Origin of the sequence: Brevibacterium zhoupengii (assembly GCF_021117425.1) — a bacterium.
GTDB lineage: Bacteria > Actinomycetota > Actinomycetes > Actinomycetales > Brevibacteriaceae > Brevibacterium > Brevibacterium zhoupengii.
Window position 1 is genome coordinate 2,310,129 of sequence record NZ_CP088298.1, and the last position, 17,886, is coordinate 2,328,014.

General features: G+C 60.0%; 15 protein-coding genes. 8 read left to right on the plus strand and 7 right to left on the minus strand.

What is annotated here, in order from left to right; all coding sequences use genetic code 11:
* Positions 1 to 46: 46 nt before the first annotated feature.
* Positions 47 to 1,537 (minus strand): leucyl aminopeptidase, encoded by a 1,491-nt coding sequence (locus tag LQ788_RS10560; protein ID WP_231440786.1) that lies wholly within the window; start codon positions 1,535 to 1,537, stop codon positions 47 to 49.
* A 162-nt stretch (positions 1,538 to 1,699) separates the two neighbouring features.
* On the opposite strand from LQ788_RS10560, the gene LQ788_RS10565 reads away from it, so the two are divergent.
* Complete coding sequence (locus LQ788_RS10565) at positions 1,700 to 2,806, plus strand: quinone-dependent dihydroorotate dehydrogenase (RefSeq protein WP_231440788.1); 1,107 nt, start codon at positions 1,700 to 1,702, stop codon at positions 2,804 to 2,806.
* Here the strand turns inward: LQ788_RS10565 and LQ788_RS10570 are convergent.
* A complete protein-coding gene (locus LQ788_RS10570; protein ID WP_231440790.1) occupies positions 2,781 to 3,341 on the minus strand; it encodes a DUF3043 domain-containing protein in 561 nt (186 codons plus the stop codon). The two genes, LQ788_RS10565 and LQ788_RS10570, sit on opposite strands and share 26 nt — an antisense overlap.
* Before the next feature lie 77 nt (positions 3,342 to 3,418).
* Here LQ788_RS10570 and LQ788_RS10575 point away from each other — a divergent pair, with 77 nt between their 5' ends.
* The 6 genes from LQ788_RS10575 to LQ788_RS10600 all read left to right on the plus strand — a co-directional run bounded on the left by LQ788_RS10575 (position 3,419) and on the right by LQ788_RS10600 (position 9,044).
* On the plus strand, positions 3,419 to 4,792 hold the full coding sequence (locus LQ788_RS10575) for a dipeptidase (protein WP_231440792.1): 1,374 nt from the start codon (positions 3,419 to 3,421) through the stop codon (positions 4,790 to 4,792).
* An 84-nt stretch (positions 4,793 to 4,876) separates the two neighbouring features.
* Positions 4,877 to 5,230, plus strand: a complete 354-nt coding sequence (locus tag LQ788_RS10580) for a HesB/IscA family protein (RefSeq protein WP_231440794.1) — start codon at positions 4,877 to 4,879, stop codon at positions 5,228 to 5,230.
* A gap of 36 nt (positions 5,231 to 5,266) precedes the next feature.
* Positions 5,267 to 5,971 (plus strand): leucyl/phenylalanyl-tRNA--protein transferase, encoded by a 705-nt coding sequence (locus LQ788_RS10585; RefSeq protein WP_231440797.1) that lies wholly within the window; start codon positions 5,267 to 5,269, stop codon positions 5,969 to 5,971.
* 108 nt (positions 5,972 to 6,079) lie between these two features.
* On the plus strand, positions 6,080 to 6,952 hold the full coding sequence (gene ctaC / locus LQ788_RS10590; protein WP_231440799.1) for an aa3-type cytochrome oxidase subunit II: 873 nt from the start codon (positions 6,080 to 6,082) through the stop codon (positions 6,950 to 6,952).
* Positions 6,949 to 8,646 carry an aa3-type cytochrome oxidase subunit I gene (gene ctaD, locus LQ788_RS10595; protein ID WP_231440801.1) on the plus strand — a complete coding sequence of 566 codons (1,698 nt, stop codon included), beginning with the start codon at positions 6,949 to 6,951 and terminating at the stop codon, positions 8,644 to 8,646. Before ctaC ends, ctaD begins: the two co-directional genes overlap by 4 nt.
* The gene (locus LQ788_RS10600; protein WP_231440803.1) at positions 8,643 to 9,044 is read left to right on the plus strand and encodes a cytochrome c oxidase subunit 4; all 402 of its coding nucleotides are present in this window, start codon (positions 8,643 to 8,645) and stop codon (positions 9,042 to 9,044) included. The genes ctaD and LQ788_RS10600 overlap by 4 nt, the downstream gene beginning before the upstream one ends.
* Positions 9,045 to 10,607: 1,563 nt before the next feature.
* Here LQ788_RS10600 and qcrB read toward each other — a convergent pair.
* Genes qcrB through ctaE form a run of 4 tightly spaced genes read right to left on the minus strand, consistent with a single transcriptional unit; the run spans position 10,608 to position 14,804 of the window.
* Positions 10,608 to 12,233, minus strand: coding sequence for a cytochrome bc1 complex cytochrome b subunit (gene qcrB / locus LQ788_RS10605; protein WP_231440805.1), 1,626 nt, complete (start codon positions 12,231 to 12,233; stop codon positions 10,608 to 10,610).
* Positions 12,230 to 13,273 carry a cytochrome bc1 complex Rieske iron-sulfur subunit gene (gene qcrA / locus LQ788_RS10610; RefSeq protein ID WP_231440807.1) on the minus strand — a complete coding sequence of 348 codons (1,044 nt, stop codon included), beginning with the start codon at positions 13,271 to 13,273 and terminating at the stop codon, positions 12,230 to 12,232. Before qcrA ends, qcrB begins: the two co-directional genes overlap by 4 nt.
* Positions 13,274 to 13,322: 49 nt before the next feature.
* A complete protein-coding gene (gene qcrC, locus LQ788_RS10615) occupies positions 13,323 to 14,108 on the minus strand; it encodes a cytochrome bc1 complex diheme cytochrome c subunit (RefSeq protein WP_231440809.1) in 786 nt (261 codons plus the stop codon).
* Between the two features lie 57 nt (positions 14,109 to 14,165).
* The gene (gene ctaE / locus LQ788_RS10620; protein ID WP_441439615.1) at positions 14,166 to 14,804 is read right to left on the minus strand and encodes an aa3-type cytochrome oxidase subunit III; all 639 of its coding nucleotides are present in this window, start codon (positions 14,802 to 14,804) and stop codon (positions 14,166 to 14,168) included.
* 216 nt (positions 14,805 to 15,020) lie between these two features.
* Here ctaE and trpD point away from each other — a divergent pair, with 216 nt between their 5' ends.
* Positions 15,021 to 16,142 carry an anthranilate phosphoribosyltransferase gene (gene trpD / locus LQ788_RS10625; RefSeq protein WP_231440811.1) on the plus strand — a complete coding sequence of 374 codons (1,122 nt, stop codon included), beginning with the start codon at positions 15,021 to 15,023 and terminating at the stop codon, positions 16,140 to 16,142.
* Here trpD and LQ788_RS10630 read toward each other — a convergent pair.
* Entirely contained in the window at positions 16,110 to 17,855 is a 1,746-nt protein-coding gene (locus LQ788_RS10630; protein ID WP_231440813.1) for a DEDD exonuclease domain-containing protein, read from the minus strand. The genes trpD and LQ788_RS10630 overlap by 33 nt on opposite strands.
* Positions 17,856 to 17,886: the final 31 nt, after the last annotated feature.

Genomic DNA, 17,886 nt, shown 5'->3' on the forward strand with positions numbered 1-17,886 from the left:
GTGTGGATGATCACGTCCACATCGACAGCGCGTAGAAATTGGTTTGTCAGTTCACCTGCTTCGCTGCCTGGACGAGAGTCCGGACTGCTGCCCCTGTGGCAGCGATCGGCGTGTAGCCGAATGCGGAGCCTGTGTTGAAGCTCGGTCCCGCGATGTCGATGTGTGCCCAGTTGGCATTCTCGCTGACGAATTCCTGGAGGAAGGCGCCGGCTGCGAGCATTCCGCCCGGGCGGGGTCCGGAGTTCTTCAGGTCTGCTGCGTTCGAGTCGAAGCCCGAGAGCATCTCCTCGGGGATGGGCATCGCCCACATCTCCTCGCCGGACTTCGTCGCCGAGGCGGTGACGAGGCTGCGTGCCTTTTCCGCTCCCATGACTCCGGCGGTACGGTTGCCCAGCGCGACGACCTGCGCACCGGTCAGGGTGGCAACGTCGATGAGCAGGTCAGGATTCTCCGCATCAGCGTCTGCCAATGCGTCAGCAAGGACGAGACGACCTTCGGCATCGGTGTTGGTGACCTCAACGGTCTTACCGCTGCGCATGTGCAGCACGTCGCTGGGCCGAGTAGCCGAAGAACCTGGCATGTTCTCGGCCAGTGGCAGCCACGCGGTTGCTCGAACTGGCAGTTCCAGGTCCGCGATCGCGAACAGGGCCTGAACCACAGCGGCGGCACCTGCCATATCGGACTTCATGTCCTCCATGCTCGCTGCCGGCTTGAGGGAGATTCCGCCGGAGTCGAATGTGATGCCCTTGCCGACGAAGCTGACATGGCGTTCGGCTCCCTTGGGGGAGTACTCGACCTTGACCAGGCGTGGCCCCCGGGTAGACCCCTGACCGACGCCGATGATTCCGCCGTATCCGCCTGCCTTGAGTTCCTTCTCGCCGAGCACGCTCACCTTGAGCTTTCGGTCCTTGCCCTGGTCTTTGACGCGCTGCGCGAAGGACTCAGGATAGAGGTCGAGGGGAGGCGTGTTGACCAGGTCGCGGGCGCGGTTCGTCGCTGCGGCGATGATGGCGCCGGTGGCGTGGGCGGCCGAGTGCTCCTTGCTCTTAGGACCGAGAATGGTCACACTGCCGGGTACCTTGTCCGAGTCCTGGCTGCGATAGTCGATGAAACGGTAAGCACCCAGCGCAGCACCGACGGTGACTGCTTCGATGGCTTCTGCGCTGAGCGCCGGAAGGCCCACGGCGATCGAGTCCACACCGTCGAGGGACCGCAGCGCATTGCCTGCGGCCCGACGAAGCACCTCGTGCGACTTGGCTGCGGCATCGGTGCCGCGTGCCGTGGCGTCGAAGTCGCCGAGTCCGACCAGGAGAATACTTGTGGCGGAGAAGCCTTTGGGAGCGGCGACGCGGGCTGTGGATCCGGCCTTGCCGGTGAACTCGATGGCACGAGCCACGTCTTCCAAGGCTGTTCGGGCGGACTTCGCGGTCTCGAGGCCGAGGACCTTGTCGTCGGCGACTCCCAACACCAGAACGGAAGCGGTGGCTTTCACGAGGGTGGTCGAAGAGTAGCCGGTGGGCGTGGATGCACTGGGCATATATTCCCTTTCATCGTCTTTGAACGTTGAATCGATCCTAATGCCATTTCGCGAGGGATGGATAAACGGCGACCGTTCTGAGCTGGGAACTGCGTGAATTCCTCATGTTTCTCAACCGTGCCGTCTGATGATCGGATGGCCGTCTGACATATTCTGGTGGGTGTGTACTCACTTATCTTCAGACTCTTCTTCGCCCCAATGGATGCCGAACGTGCACATCATGTGTCGTTCACGGCGCTGAGAATCCTCGACTCCATCCCTGGTCTAGGTCGCCTGCTGCGCCTGGTTCTGGCTCGCGGCACTCGAGACGAGGTGGACGTGCTGGGATTGCGGTTCCCCAACCGCCTCGGGCTTGCCGCAGGTTTCGACAAGAACGGTGAGGGGATTCGTGCCCTGTCGGCACTGGGCTTCGGCCACATCGAGGTCGGCACGATCACCGCTCATGCCCAGCCCGGCAACGACAAGCCTCGACTGTTTCGCCTGCGCGACAATATTGCGCTGCTCAATCGGATGGGCTTCAACAATCAGGGTGCCCGACAGGCCGCTTTCAACATCGAGAAGCAGCGGAAGTCCATTGCCTCCCTGCCCTCGGCACAGCGACCGATCATCGGGATCAACATCGGCAAGACCAAGGTCGTCGACGCTGCCGATGCGGTCGAGGACTATGCGAGTTCAGCGCGGTTCTGTGCGCCTCTGGCTGACTACCTCGTCATCAATGTCAGTTCGCCCAACACTCCGGGGCTGCGTGACCTGCAGTCCGTGTCGAGCCTTGAGCCCATCATCGACGCCGTGCGCTCTGCCGCCGCCGAGGTTGTCCCAGCTCCGCGCTCCACGCTCGGTCATGTGCCCCTGTTGGTGAAGATCGCCCCTGATCTCAGTGACGAGGACGTCATCGACATCTGTGAGTTGGCCCTGCGTGCAGGAGTCGACGGCCTCATCACCACGAACACGACGATTGATCGGGATGTGCTCAATGGTCGGGAAGCGGACTTCGCCCGCGGCCAGGCCGGAGGCATCTCGGGCCGTCCCTTGGCCCCTCGATCGATGGAGGTTCTGCGCTTGGTCAAAGCCGCCGTCGGCGACAGCTTGAGCATCATCTCGGTGGGGGGAATAGCCGACGCCAACGACATCAGCGCCCGGCTTGCGGCGGGCGCTGATCTGGTTCAGTCCTATTCGGAGATGATCTATTCCGGTCCGTTCTGGCCAGGACGGATCATCCGTGGAGCCCGCTCGAGAACTCTGCTTACTCGGGGTATTGGCGACGTTTGACCTGTGGCTTGGGCATGCGCAGCGGCCGAATCTGGACGCTGCGCATGATCGCGTAGAACGCCAGGCCGCGTTCGACGGATCCGAATTTGGCTCGCAGTCGTCCCTTGAGGATGTAGTTGACGATGACACCGTCAAGGATGACGAGAGCCAACAGGCCCCAGACCGCGTAGGTGAAGTACTGCTGAATGGCCACGGGCTGGGTGAAAGCCACAACCAGAATCAGAATCGCAGCCGGGATGAACAGCTCTCCGATGGAGAACCTGGCATCAATATAGTCGCGGACGTAACGACGCTGAGGTCCTTTGTCACGGCGAGTCAGGTACTGTTCTTCGCCGTTCATCATGCCGATGCGGGCACGATCACGATCCTTGCGCGTCTGTTCCTTGGCCCTCTGGTTCGCCACCTTGCGATCCTTCGACACCAGTGGCTGCTTACGCACCGATTCCTGTTGACTGCGCTTGGGCGTCGGCCGTCCTTTCTTCTGCTCAGCCTCACGCTGCGGGGCAGCATCAGGGTGTGAACCGTCATTGTTCACCGGTCGATTGTCGGAGGATTGCGCATCCTCATGAGTTTTTTTGCTTCCGAACACCTAATGAATACTACCTTTGGAGAATGAGCGAATCGACTTCTGCACTTGACAGTGCACAATTGCATGCCGAACTCGACACCATTTTCGACGAGGTGATCGACAAACTGACTGATCTTGTCGCGATCCCCTCGGTCGCGTGGCCAAGCTTCGATCCCGCACACGTGAGAGCCAGCGCCGAAGCAGTCGCGGGCCTCGCCCGCGACCTCGGGCTCGAAGTCAATATCCTGACCGCAGCTCAGGAAGACGGGTCCGAAGGCTATCCGGCTGTCGTCGCGTCGGTTCCGGCGCCCGCTGGAGCCCCGACTGTGCTGCTCTACGCCCACCACGATGTTCAGCCCCCGGGCAAGGCTGAGGCCTGGACGACCGAGCCCTTCACCGCCACCAGAACGGGGGACCGGCTCTACGGCCGTGGAGCCGCGGATGACAAAGCCGGCATCATGGTCCACCTCACCGCACTTCGTCTCCTGTCAGACCGCCTCGGCGTGGGTGTGACTCTCTTCATCGAAGGTGAGGAAGAGGCCGGCAGCCCCAGTTTCCGCAACTTCCTCGAGACCTACCAGGACAAACTCGCCGCGGACGTCATCGTCGTGGCAGATTCCGGCAACTGGGCGGCCGGCACCCCTGCACTGACGACGAGCCTGCGCGGAATGTGCGCAGTCGAATTCAGCATCTCCACGCTTGATCACGCCGTGCACTCGGGCATGTACGGCGGCATCGTCCCCGATGCGATGCTGGCGATGACGCGCGTGTTGAGCAGCCTTCATGATGAGAATGGATCCGTCGCCGTCAACGGGCTCAAATCTCAGGTCGACAGCGACATCGACTATGCGGAGTCGACGATCCGCGAAGACTCCGGTGTCCTCGAGTCGACCGCGCTCATCGGCTCAGGGTCATTGGCTTCGCGTCTCTGGACGCAGCCGTCGATCACCGTCATCGGTCTCGACATCCCCGACGTCGACGTGTCTTCGAACACTCTCCAGTCGAGCCTGAGGGCGAAACTGTCGATTCGACTCGCCCCCGGTGATAGCCCAGAGAATGCAGTGAAGGTCGTCGAGAAGCACCTTCGTGACAATCTTCCCTTCGGTGCCACCCTGACCATCGGAGACACCGAGGGCGGAAGCCCGTGGCAAGCCGATATGAGTGACCCTGTGGTGCAGACTGCGCAGCAGGCTCTCACCGAGGCCTGGGGTCAGGATTCGGTGACCATGGGGATCGGCGGCTCGATCCCGTTCATCGCCGATCTTCTCGAAGTCTTCCCTCAGGCGTCCATCTTGGTCACCGGAGTTGAGGACCCGGATGCCAGGGCACACAGCGCCAATGAGTCGCTGTATCTGCCTGACTTCAAGGCGGCCATCGTCGCCGAAGCACTGCTTCTGCAGAAATTGGCACACGGATGAGGGGTACTGGGGAATAGGTTCGCTGACTAATACGTTGTCCGCGGTGTAGCCTGGAGACAGGCAGGATCGAAATAAGGAGTAACCATGACTGTGACGAACGAAACGATGGCCACGCACGAGGTCGAACTGTCGAGCACGGCAGCCGAGAAGGTGCGCAGCCTGCTGCAGCAAGAAGGTCGCGATGACCTGCGTCTGCGTGTGGCCGTTCAGCCCGGCGGCTGCTCCGGCCTGATCTACCAGCTCTACTTCGACGAGCGCCAGCTCGACGGTGACGCTGTACGTGACTTCGACGGCGTCGAGGTCATCGTCGATCGGATGAGCGTGCCCTACCTCGGTGGTTCGACCATCGATTTCGCCGACACCATCGAGAAGCAGGGATTCACGATCGACAACCCGAATGCCGGGGGCTCCTGCGCATGCGGTGACTCGTTCCACTGATGCCGACCTGCTGAATCAGACCTGAAAGTCACTGAGATGGACCTGGAGGATCTGCGCGCCGTGTCATACACGGCAACGCAGACCCAGGTCCTCTCTTCGTATCGGGCCGGACTGTTCCCCATGGGAATCGGCAGCGGCGGCACCGGCCGCATGGGTTGGTGGGGTCCGCGACGTCGCGGAGTCCTCCTCCCCGGAGATCTCAAGGTCAGCAAGAGCTTGCGCAAGTCGATGCGCCATTTCGACTGCAGCGTAAATACAGACTTCGAACACGTCATCCGGTCATGTGCTGACCCCAGCAGGCCCGGCAGTTGGATCACAGAAGACATCATCAGCCTCTACCTGAGCCTCCACAGGGACGGCTGGGCGCATTCGGTGGAAGTCAGATCCGAAGGGGTACTCGTCGGCGGTCTCTACGGCGTCGCTATGGGCTCACTCTTCGCCGGTGAGTCGATGTTCCACACGCAGCGCGATGCCTCCAAGGCCGCACTCGCACACCTTGTCTCCCTCTTCGACGGAACCCTGTCTGATACCAGGTCTGAGGCTGGGACGGAAAGCACAGCCTCAACGGCTCCCACCTCGGTCGATGATGACGAGAACAGTCAGAAATGGCTCATCGATACACAGTGGCAGACCTCACATCTGGCAAGCCTCGGCGTGTCGGAGATCAGCGGTCTCGAGTACTCCACTCGGCTAGATTCCGCTCTCCGCGGGGATCGTTGTCAGGTTATTCTCAACAAATGATCATTTGCATGTGAATTTCTACCGCTTGTAGCGGTACTCTGGTAACTGACATAGTAAGAATTCGTCTTTGGGGCACCCCGGGGCGAATAAGGTTGTGAAAGGCTGCACGTGGATTCTCCGAATCAGGCAGGACCGGGAAGGTCCTGGGCGAAGCGGCTCGGCACTCTGGGCGCCGTCGCTGTACTGGCGTTGCTGTCCGGCTGCACGAAAGAGCAGGTCTCCACAGGATTCTTCCCCGCCGAATCGAAGGGCGCCACCAACCACACTGAGGCCTATACCTCCCTGTGGAACGGTGCATGGATCGCCCTGCTGATCGTGGGGCTGATCGTGTGGGGACTCATTCTGTGGTCGATGGTCGCCTACCGCCGCCGCAAGAACGATCGCGGACTGCCTGTGCAGCTGCGCTACAGTATGCCGATCGAAATCCTGTTCACGGTCACTCCAGTCATCCTGGTCCTGGGATTCTTCTTCCAGAGCGTCCAGGTCATGGAGAAGACCACTGACGACACCACTCCAGGTGAGCAGGTCATCGAAGTCGCTGCCAAACAATGGGCATGGGACTTCAACTACGTCAATCAAGACGTGTATTTCGCTGGTACGCAGGTTCCGCTCGACGGCACTGAGAAGCCGGGGGAGGAGGCTCCGACCCTCTACCTCCCGGTCGATACCGACCTCGAGATCAAGTTGCGTTCACGCGATGTCATTCACTCGTTCTGGGTCCCCGCTTTCCTCGAGAAGCGCGACATGATTCCTGGTCACGACCAGAGTCTGCATCTGCGCGCCGAGAAAGAAGGCGAGTACGTGGGCAAGTGCGCTGAGCTGTGCGGTGAATACCACTCTGAAATGCTCTTTAATGTGAAGGTCGTCTCCAAGGCCGAGTTCGAGGACTACACCAAGTCCCTCGCCGACGAAGGCAACAAGGGCCAGCTCGGCCCTGAGTACGATCGCAACTGGTACCCGAAAGAAGGTGCTGAAAAATGACCGCAACGATGAATCAGGCGGCCCTTGACGCCCCCGTTGTTCCTCGGAGCAAGGGAAAGATCATCGTCGACTGGATCACGTCGACCGACCATAAGACGATCGGCTACATGTACCTGATCGCGTCGTTCATCTTCTTCTGCGTCGGTGGCGTCATGGCGCTCATCATCCGGCTCGAACTCTTCGACCCGGGCATGCAGATCATTGAGACCAAGGAGCAGTACAACCAGCTGTTCACGATGCACGGCACGCTCATGCTGCTGATGTTCGCGACTCCGTTGTTCGCTGGCTTTGCCAACGTGATCATGCCGTTGCAGATCGGTGCCCCAGACGTGGCTTTCCCCCGTCTGAACGCCTTCGCCTTCTGGATGTTCCTGTTCGGATCGCTGATCGCCCTCTCCGGTTTCCTCACTCCTCAGGGAGCGGCCTCGTTCGGATGGACTGCCTACGCGCCTCTGAGCAATACGACGTTCACTCCGGGCGCCGGCGGAAACCTGTGGGTTCTCGGCTTGGCCCTGCAGGGAATCGGAACGATCCTCGGTTCGGTCAACTTCATCACCACCGTGATCACGATGCGTGCTCCCGGTATGACAATGTTCCGTATGCCCATCTTCACCTGGAACGTTCTCATCACCGGTATCCTCGTCCTGATGGCTTTCCAGCCTCTCGCGGCGGCTCTGCTCGTGTTGGGATCCGACCGAATATTGGGATCCCACGTCTTCAGCCCCGGCAACGGGGGACCGATCTTGTGGCAGCACCTATTCTGGTTCTTCGGGCACCCCGAGGTCTATGTCATCGCTCTGCCATTCTTCGGTATCGTGACGGAGATATTCCCTGTCTTCAGCCGCAAGCCCGTCTTCGGTTACAAAGAACTGGTCTTCGCAACAATCTCGATCGCAGCGCTGTCTGTGACCGTCTGGGCCCACCACATGTATGTCACCGGCGTTGTAGCCCTGCCGTTCTTCGCCTTCATGACAATGCTCATCGCGATTCCGACAGGGGTGAAGTTCTTCAACTGGGTCGGCACGATGTGGCGAGGGTCGATCACCTTTGAGACACCGATGATCTGGTCCATCGGGTTCCTCGTCACATTCCTCTTCGGCGGTCTCACCGGTGTCATCCTGGCCAGCCCTGCCCTTGATATGCAGGTCTCTGACTCCTACTTCGTCGTGGCTCACTTCCACTACGTGGTCTTCGGTACGGTCGTGTTCGCGATGTTCGCGGGATTCTACTTCTGGTGGCCGAAGTGGACCGGCAGGATGCTCAACGAGAAGCTGGGGCACATTCACTTCTGGATGCTGTTCGTCGGCTTCCACGGCACTTTCCTCGTCCAGCATTGGCTGGGAGTCGACGGCATGCCCCGCCGCTATGCCGACTACCTTCCGCAGGACGGCTTCACCTGGATGAACCAGGTGTCAACAGTCGGAGCAATGGTCCTCGGATTGTCCATGGTTCCCTTCTTCTGGAACGTTTGGATCACCGCTCGCAATGCACCTAAGGTGACAGTGGATGACCCTTGGGGTTACGGCGGATCACTGGAGTGGGCGACTTCCTGCCCACCTCCTCGCCACAACTTCACCTCGCTGCCGCGCATCCGTTCCGAGCGCCCGGCATTCGATGTGAACCACCCGGAGCTACTCGAGTACGCTGGGCACGGGACCGCAGAGCCGCAACTCACAGGAGGTAAAGTCAAGTGAAATCCTCGATCTATGTCTTCGTGATCTGTGGCCTCTTCTTCGCAGCCGTTGGAGTCTTCTATGGGTTCTACACGGACTTCTCCGAGATGGTCGGTTTCCCGGCATTGCTCCTTGTCGGTGCGATGTCCTTGATGATAGGCGTCTACCTGTGGCTGACCGACCGTCGGGTCGGGCGCCAGCCCCAGGATAACGAGCATGCAGAGATCTCCGATGCCGACGCGGAGTACGGTTTCTTCAGCCCATGGAGCTGGTGGCCGATCGTGTGTGCCGGCGCGGCCGCTGTGTCGTTCTACGGAATCGCTATGGGTTGGTGGATCTTCCCCTTCGGTGCGGTGCTCGGCCTCGTCGCTCTCGTCGGACTCTCCTACGAACACGATCGTGGGGATCACGCCCACTGATTCGGTGTAGAGCGAACACTGTTTGAAGATAACGTTGATGGCCCGGACTCTTATGAGTTCGGGCCATCAACGTATTCACCCAAAGAATCGTCAGTTCCCTGCTCAGCCGAACATGCGACCTCATCCGATAACTGGTCGCCAGCTGTTCTCGCTCGCCGTGTCCGGGTGCTCGCCTGTGGGAGGTAGCGGCCCGAGCTCAGGGCCGATGTCATCAGACCCTGTCAGTGGATCGAACACCGCATCAATTGGTTCTTCTAGGGATGCCCGAACATACTGCGACGTCATCATCACAGCTATCGCCATCAGGAGCGCTTGAAAAGCCCCGAGGTGCCTGTGTCACGACAAAGAGATGCAACTTGGTATCGCAAGGACCAGTCTTCGCGCTGGTTGTGGGCTGCTCAGGCCGTTTTCGTCTGTTGGATGATCACTCCGGAGTCCCTGCCCAAATCATGCCGATCAACCTAGCTGGCACATAGACTGCATGTGACGTCCGATTGACCAGACAAGATATCGGAAGAATGGTCCTGTCGGCTATCGAAGTGTGTCAGCGCGTGAACGCGACATGGTAGTCCCGACATAGATGAGTATTCCTCCCACGCGCAGCGGTGGAAGGCTATGTTCTCCGAGACTCTCATAGCCTTGACGGTATCCCCGACTTTTGTCGCCTCGAGCCATCGCACGAGCCCTGTATGGCCACCCAGAGTGATCAAATTGGCGCAGGGGCAGTGGCCAGTGATCAGGGCCGATCAGAGCCCGGCGCTTGGGCACTTCGCAACGTTGCACTCGACCGTCAACATGAGTCTCGCGGCGCGAATGGAGACATTATCTTTGAGGCCGTGATGGGTGCCGATGCTTTGGCTCGAACGGGTGCAAACTCTGAGTTGAGGTTCATATTCAGTTCGATAGCGCTCGTATTGCCTTCGACACCAGCGCGAGCCTCCCACCGTCGCCGTCTCCGTGTTCCCGCCATCGGTCAATGAAGCAGACTCTGCGTCTCGTGGTCATGACTGTTGTAAGACCCCTGGACCGTCTGCTCAGCGGATAGTCGGTGTGGGCACCGGGCTTGTCGCAGGTCGACACTATGCTGGCCGAAAAGACGGCCCGTGATCATCCAAATCGTCTGCTCTGACGTCGTTCGCCACTGATAGTTCCACTGACCTACTCGCCACGGGGGAGTGTCGACTGTCAGTCATCGAAATCTGCACCTGGGTGAAGAATACGTCCCCTGGAACGACGCCAGACAACTGGTCGGTGGCATGTTCGTGGTGCTACCCAGTCGAGTGTTGCTACCCAGTCGCAGCAGAAGGACTACAGCCCAGCTTGATTCTGAGCCTGTGAGGCGAGGGAGGTCGAAACCACGATCACCTCGACACTGCAGCCGAGCTGAGAAACAGGGGTCCCAACGAGCGATGGCCACACGTGCGACTGAGGCCGTCGAGCTGTCCAGCTCGAACAGTTTGCCGTACTCCAAAGCAACATGGCGGAGGGGCCCAACATTGGCTGTTGGGCCCCTCCGTCTGATCACTGGTTCATCAGGATTCTACGATCCGAACTCGCGTTAGCTCAGTAACCAATCTTCTTGTGAGAGTTCGACTCTACAGAATCATGATCGTGATGCGATGCTTCAAGCTCCTGCTTCGTCACCGGTGCGACGCGGTCTTCGAAGAAAAACTTGGACAGCTTCGCACGGAACTTCTCGAGTCCAGTGATCTTGCCTTCGGCATTCGGCTCTGCCGGTGTATACGATGGCGACTCGAATGCTGTCAGCTTCCACAGTTTATGTGGCGGCAGTGCTTCGTGACGCTCAAGGAACTCACCATGGGGGAGCCGGATGATGTTGGCCGTCTCCCGACCATGCAGTGCGATCTCACGATCCTTGCGCTGCAGACCGATGCACATCCGCTTCGTGATGATGTAGCCGATGATCGGCCCAAAGAAGAACAAGAAACGGAAAATGTAGATCATGTCATTGAGCGACATCTGGAAGAACACAGCAACGATATCGCCCGAGGCTGCGGCCCACATGTTGCAGTAGAAGATGATGCCGGCAACACCGATTGCAGTACGAGTGGGATTGTTGCGTGGACGATCGAGGATGTGGTGTTCACGCTTGTCCTTGAGCAGCCAGGACTCGAAGAACGGATAGATGAACATCGCGCCGAAGACGCCGCCCATGACAATCACGGCGCTGTTGATATTCAACGAGATCGGCCAACCGGCAATGTAGAACTCAAGCCAGCCTGGAACGATGCGCAAGAATCCGTCTGCCCAGCCGATATACCAGTCAGGCTGCGTACCGGCCGACACCGGAGACGGGTCGTACGGGCCGTAGTTCCAGATCGGGTTGATCGTGAACAACGCAGAGATCAATGAAACAAGACCGAAGATGAGGAAGAAGAAGCCTCCACCCTTGGCTGCGAATGTCGGCAAGACAGGCTCGCCGACGACGTTCTTCTCAGTGTTGCCAGCGCCTGGGTACTGTGTGTGCTTGTGCACGACGACAAACACCAGGTGGATACCGATCAGAGCGATCAGCAGTGCCGGAACGATCATGATGTGGAGCGAGTAGAGCCTGGCGACGATGTCGGTGCCGGGGAACTCACCGCCGAAGATGAAGTAAGAGAGATACGTTCCCACCAGGGGCAACGATTTCACAATGCCGTCAATGATTCGCAGACCGTTGCCCGAGAGAAGATCATCGGGCAGCGAGTAGCCGGTGAAGCCGGCCGCCATACCCATGATCACCAGGAGCACACCGACGATCCAGTTGAGCTCGCGAGGGCGACGGAACGCGCCGGTGAAGAACACGCGCAGCATGTGAATGCTCAGTGCGGCAACGAACAGCAGGGCACCCCAGTGGTGCATCTGACGAATGAACAGTCCGCCACGGATTTCGAATGAGATCGCCAGGGTCGAGTTGTACGCCTCTGAGATCTCGACGCCGCGCAGCGGAGCCCAAGGACCCTCGTAGTGCATCTCGCCCATCGCAGGGGTGAAGAAGAAGGTCAGGAACGTTCCGGAGAGGATAACGATGACGAAGCTGTAGAGAGCGACTTCACCGAGCATGAACGACCAGTGGGAAGGAAAGATCTTCCGTCCGAACTCGCGGACGAGGACCGAAGCCCCGACGCGGGTTTCGGTGAAGTTCGCGGCCTTCCCGATGGCGGTTGTGGGTTGTGTAGTACTCATGGGTGGTTGATCTCCCAGAACGTAGGTCCGACGGGCTCAGGGAAGTCCGACTGTGCGACCAGGTAGCCGTCGCTGTCGACCGAGATGGGCAGCTGAGGCAATGGGCGTTTAGCCGGGCCGAAGATGACCTTGCAGTGTTCGGTGACGTCGAAGGTCGACTGGTGGCACGGGCAGAGCAGGTGGTGCGTCTGGTGCTCGTACAGCGCGACAGGACAACCGACATGGGTGCAGATCTTCGAGTACGCGACGATTCCGTCGTGCGACCAATCCTTGCGGTCCGGATCCTCTTTCAGTTCCTTGGGATCGATGCGCATGAGAAGAACGGCCGCTTTGGCCTTCTCGTTGAGAGGGTGCTCGGCGTTCTCTTCATCGCCGATGCCCGACGGAAGAACATGGTAGGCCGAACCGATGGTGACGTCATCAGCCTTGATGGGACGTTCGGATTCCACAGACGGAATACCGCCCGGATCCTGGATCAGGCGAACGCCCTTGCCCCAGAGGGTGTTGAACATCGTGTCCCCGGGCAGCGGTCCCAGGTCACGGAAGACGAGGACAGCTGGCAGGGGAGCGATGGCCAAGGCCGCGATCAGTGTGTTGCGCAGAAGGGGGCGGCGGGCGATGCCCGACTCTTCCTTCGCCTGATGCAGGATCTCGAGCGCAACGGCCTGATCCTCTTCACTGCCACCGATGTCGTGACGTTCGTCGATGCCCTCGTGGTCGCTCATGAGGTTCTTGGCCCACAGCACAGCACCGGCGCCGATGGAGAACATCGCCACCGCGGCACCAAGGCCGATGGAGGTGTTGTGGAGACGGATGCTCTGCATCGTCTCACCCGGTGTGAACAGGAAGTAAGCGACAATGAACCAGATGGTTCCGACCATCGACAGGACGAACCAAGCCGCCACCTGGCGCTCGGCTACCTTCGCGGCCTTCGGATCGCGGTCAGCGACTCGCGGCTTATGTTCCGGCAGCCCCGGGTTCGTAAACCCATTCAACTCCTCGAGCTGGCTGCCGCCGCCGAAGTGGTCTTTCGAGGTCATTGAATTCCCCGTCTTTTCTCGTGGTGGTTACTGAACGACATTGACTGACTCACTTTGACCTGGATGACAGCCATACTGTCAGTCCGATAACCGCGCTGAGCCCGAAGAACCAGATGAAGAGTCCTTCTGCCACGGGTCCCAGCGATCCCAGCTTGAAGCCACCGGGTGAAGGGGTCTCCGAGACCTCTTTGACATAGGCGATCACGTCGCGCTTGTCATCAGGAGTCAGGTTCGCGTCGTTGAAGATTGGCATGTTCTGCGGACCGGTCTGCATTGCCTCATAGAGGTGCTTCTCGGAGACGTCCGACAGGTTCGGAGCGTACTTGCCGCGGGTGAGCGCACCGCCGGCGCCGACCACGTTGTGGCACATGGCGCAGTTGGTGCGGAAGAGGCCACCGCCGGCGGCGGGGTCACCCTTGGATGCGTCGAGGTTCTCTTCCTCAGGAACGGCAGGGCCGGGACCCAGCGAAGCAACGTAGGCAGCGAGCTGCGCGGTCTGCTCCTCATCGAACTGAGGTTCCTTGGTACGTGCCTGCGGCCCATTGGCCTGCAGCGGCATACGACCGGTTCCGACCTGGAAATCGACGGCAGCTGCGCCGACGCCGATGAGACCCGGTCCGGCCTTCGAACCCTCGCCGTTGAGACCGTGGCATGTTGCACAGTTCGCTGCGAAGAGCTTTTTGCCTTCCTCGACATCTGAGGCGCTGGCGGTATCCGCTTGGGCGCTCGAGGTCTGCGTGAAGAGTGCGTAGGCTCCGCCAGTCAGCAGCAGTGCCACCAAGAGCAGCACAACCAGTGCCATTGGGTGCCTGCGGCGATCTGCTAAAAGCTTCACGTGATCGTCCTTTGCTTTAAATGTTGTGAGTCCGAATGGCCGAGCATCTCGAGCCGACTATTGAAGGAGGTAGATGACTCCGAAGAGACCAACCCAGACAACGTCGACGAAGTGCCAGTAGTAGGACACGCAAATCGCGAATGTGGCGTCATGGTGACCGAACTTCTTGGCTCCGTATGCTCGTCCGATCACAAGCAGGAAGCAGATGAGTCCGATGGTCACGTGAATACCGTGGAACCCAGTGGTCAGGTAGAAGACAGAGCCATAGCCATCACTGTTGATGGCGATGCCTTCGCTGACCAGGGTGGCGTATTCCATTACCTGGCCGGAGACGAAGACCGCGCCCAGCAGGAAGGTGAGGTAGAACCACTCAACCATTCCCCATTTGGCGACGTTGAACAGGGAGCCCGTCCGGCGAGGCCGGAACTTCTCCGCTGCGAAGACGCCCAGCTGGCAGGTGAATGAAGACGACACCAGGATCAGCGTGTTGCCGAGCGCGTATGGGATGTCGAGAACCTCAGTCTGGGTCTCCCATAATTCCGGCACAACGGATCGAATGGTGAAGTACATGGCGAAGAGCGCGGCAAAGAACATCAGGTCGCTCGCGAGGAACACGATGAAGCCCACCGTGGTCACATTCGGACGATTGACAACCGGATGTGCTGGCGCTGTTTGAGATGCAGTGGCAGTTGACACAACCCCATTATTACTCGTCTCGGGGTGAGTTTTCATCTTTTACCCAGCTTTCGGTGAATATTTTTCTACACGGTGTAGCGAAAACCTTGATTTGATGCCGGAATCTCGTATTCGGATCAGCTGGCCCCCGCGTGTCGAAGACAGGATAGGATGCCGCAGGTAAGTTCCATCTCGTAGTCAGAGGTGGTGGCAGCACCTTAAGGAGAGTTCATTCGGATGACGGAGACACCGCGTACGACAGCCCCGGAAACACAGGATTCCGGGACCCGAACCACACCTGAGGGCGCCACCTACAACTGGCCCGATATGCTCATGAACCTCATGCACCAGCAGGACCTTGATGAGTCCGCTGCAGCGTGGGCAATGGACCAGATCATGTCGGGGCAGACTCCGGATGTGACAATGGCCGCATTTCTGGTGGCCCACCACACTAAGGGTGAGACCGTATCGGAGATCGCAGGCCTGGTCTCGGCCATGATGGACCACGCGGTGCCGCTGCCCGGCCTCGAAGATTCCGTTGACATCGTCGGCACCGGCGGGGATCGCGCGAAGACTGCCAACATCTCCTCGACGGCGGCAATGATCATCTCTGCCTCGGGCCAGCGCGTCGTCAAGCACGGTAACCGTGCGACTTCCTCAGCCTCCGGCTCTGCGGACGTCCTCGAAGCCCTCGGCGTTCGCTTCGACATCACGCCGGAGCAGACGGGGATCATTGCAAAGGAAGTCGGCCTGGCCTTCTGCTTCGCTAATGTCTTCCATCCCTCTATGCAGTTCGTGTCCGCCGTTCGTCGCCAGATCAGCGTGCCGACCGCGTTCAATATTCTCGGCCCGCTGACGAACCCGGCTCGTGCCCGCCACACCGCCATCGGTGTGGCTGACGCGCAGATGGCGCCTCTGGTTGTGGGCACCTTGGCCAAGCGGGGGCACCAGGCCATCGTGTTCCGGTCCCGAGACGGACTGGACGAACTGAGCAACACCGATGTCAACGACGTGTGGGAAGTCCGCCACGGCGAGGTCGAGCACATGACTTTCGATGCTCTGGATCTGGGCTTCGAACGCGTGACGAAGGACGATCTGCGCGGCGGTGGCCCCGATGAGAATGCCGAGATCACCCGTTCGGTGCTCAACGGAGAGAAGTCAGCGGTACGCGACATTGTGCTGATCAACACTGCAGCGGCACTGGTCGCGGCCGATGAATCATCGGTGGGGAGTTTAACGGAGCGAATGGCGGCAAAGCTCGTCATTGCTGAAAAGACCGTTGACGCCGGCCTCGGCGCACAGAAACTCGATCAGTTGATCGAGGTCTCACACAGGGTCGCTGAGACGAACCGCCCCTGACTCCTGCGCATGGTAGTTGGCACCAGCGCGGGGGAACGACCACGTCCCCCGCGCTGATGTCAGCACCGCAGAGCGCAACCATTGGGACAGCAACCGCGTCTCCTCGGGCAGAGAATCGGTGACGGCTGGAAGCCTTCCCGGCGCCGGCACCCATTCGGCGGTCGCGGCAATCGCGGCGAAAGACTCGCCAACCACCTGCGAACCACGGACGTGTGAGGCTGCAGCCAACTTCCCGTGACGAATCACTGCGAGATCGATCCCGCCTTCAGGCCCCGGGGCGTGAGCAAGGATCTCGGGGACAACCCGCAGCGCCTGAACCAGTTCGGCCCGTGCCGCACACGATAACGCCGACCTCATAGCGTCGCGCACCTCCGCGGCGGTTTCGTACCTCGCTTCGTCAGCCAGCCTCGACATTCGCTGTGTGCACAGACTGCGCAGCGAAGTGAAGTCTCCGGCCATGACCTCGAACAGTTCAGCGATGTCATCCAGGTAGGCCTGCCTGTCCAGCACCCCGGCGCAGGGACCTCCGCACTGACCGACTTGGGAACTCACACATGGGCGGTGGGAGGCGAGGTTGGAGGCAGTGATCTTCGCTGTGCACCGTTTGACCGGATAGAGGGTATCGAGCAGCTCTTTCACCGCCTGTGCTGTCTTGCGTGATCGGAACGGACCTAGGGGAGTTGCAGGTGACTTCTCCAATGCCGTGTTCGACCGGACCACTGAGAGACGTGGATACTCCTCATTGCTGAGAACGATCCAGGAATTGCGTTCGGGATTCTTCGAACGTCGGTTGTACGGCGGGGCGAGCTCGCCGATCAGGCGGATCTCTCTGACTTCGGCCTCAAGGGCATGCGCGCATGGCAGGCTGCTGACTTCCTGGGCAGCTGTGATCATCTCCGCCATCCGGCCCCGATTCTCCGAGGCATTGAAATAGCCTCGGACCCGCCGAGCCATGTTGCCTGACTTCCCGATATAGAGGACGCGGCGAGTTCCATCGAGGAACATGTAGACACCCGGCTCTGCCGGTACTCCCTTAGCCAGGTGCGACTTGGCCTGGCGCTTGGCCCAGCCTGCCTGGCGCACCGTGGCCAGCTCTTCCAGCGTTGTGATGCCGTAGCCTCCGAATCGTTCGAGGACCCGGTGCAGCACTTCTCCTGTGGCCTTGGCATCGGACAGCGCCCGGTGGTCGGGGGAGACCTCGGTGCCGAAATGAGCGGCGAGCGTCGACAGTTTGTGATTGCGCACCTCGTCTCGACTGACCACTCGCCGAGACAGGGTGACTGTGTCGAGGACTGTCGGCTGCGGCCAGTGGTAGTCGAGTTTTTCACAGGCTGAGCGGAGGAACCCGATATCGAAGGGAGCATTGTGCGCGACCAGGACTGCGCCGACGCAGAATTCCAGAAAGCTGGGAAGGACCGACCGGATGGATGGTGCATCGTCGACCATGGCGTGTGTGATGCCGGTCAGCCGTGCCACAAAAGGACTGATGACCGATTCCTCGGGCTTGACCAGAGACTGAAATTCGCCGAGGACCTCGCCGCCACGCGTCTTGACGGCGCCGATCTCCGTGATCTCCGACTTTCCAGCGGTTGTGCCGGTCGTCTCTAAGTCCACGATGACGAATGTGACCTCGTGCAGCGGTGTGCCAAGAGAGTCGAAGGACAGCTGTGAGGATTCGGTTGCTGTCGGAGTGCGGTCGAATGGGGCAGACATGCACCCCAGTATTTCACTCGCCCCTGACATA

What these genes read in the sequence shown, in the direction of transcription:
- ctaD (WP_231440801.1), top strand. Translation starts at nt 6,949, where the DNA reads ATGACCGCAACGATGAATCAGGCGGCCCTTGACGCCCCCGTTGTTCCT.
- LQ788_RS10580 (WP_231440794.1), top strand. Translation starts at nt 4,877, where the DNA reads ATGACTGTGACGAACGAAACGATGGCCACGCACGAGGTCGAACTGTCG.
- LQ788_RS10630 (WP_231440813.1), bottom strand. Translation starts at nt 17,855, where the DNA reads ATGTCTGCCCCATTCGACCGCACTCCGACAGCAACCGAATCCTCACAG.
- trpD (WP_231440811.1), top strand. Translation starts at nt 15,021, where the DNA reads ATGACGGAGACACCGCGTACGACAGCCCCGGAAACACAGGATTCCGGG.
- LQ788_RS10560 (WP_231440786.1), bottom strand. Translation starts at nt 1,537, where the DNA reads ATGCCCAGTGCATCCACGCCCACCGGCTACTCTTCGACCACCCTCGTG.
- qcrB (WP_231440805.1), bottom strand. Translation starts at nt 12,233, where the DNA reads ATGAGTACTACACAACCCACAACCGCCATCGGGAAGGCCGCGAACTTC.
- qcrA (WP_231440807.1), bottom strand. Translation starts at nt 13,273, where the DNA reads ATGACCTCGAAAGACCACTTCGGCGGCGGCAGCCAGCTCGAGGAGTTG.
- LQ788_RS10575 (WP_231440792.1), top strand. Translation starts at nt 3,419, where the DNA reads ATGAGCGAATCGACTTCTGCACTTGACAGTGCACAATTGCATGCCGAA.
- LQ788_RS10585 (WP_231440797.1), top strand. Translation starts at nt 5,267, where the DNA reads ATGGACCTGGAGGATCTGCGCGCCGTGTCATACACGGCAACGCAGACC.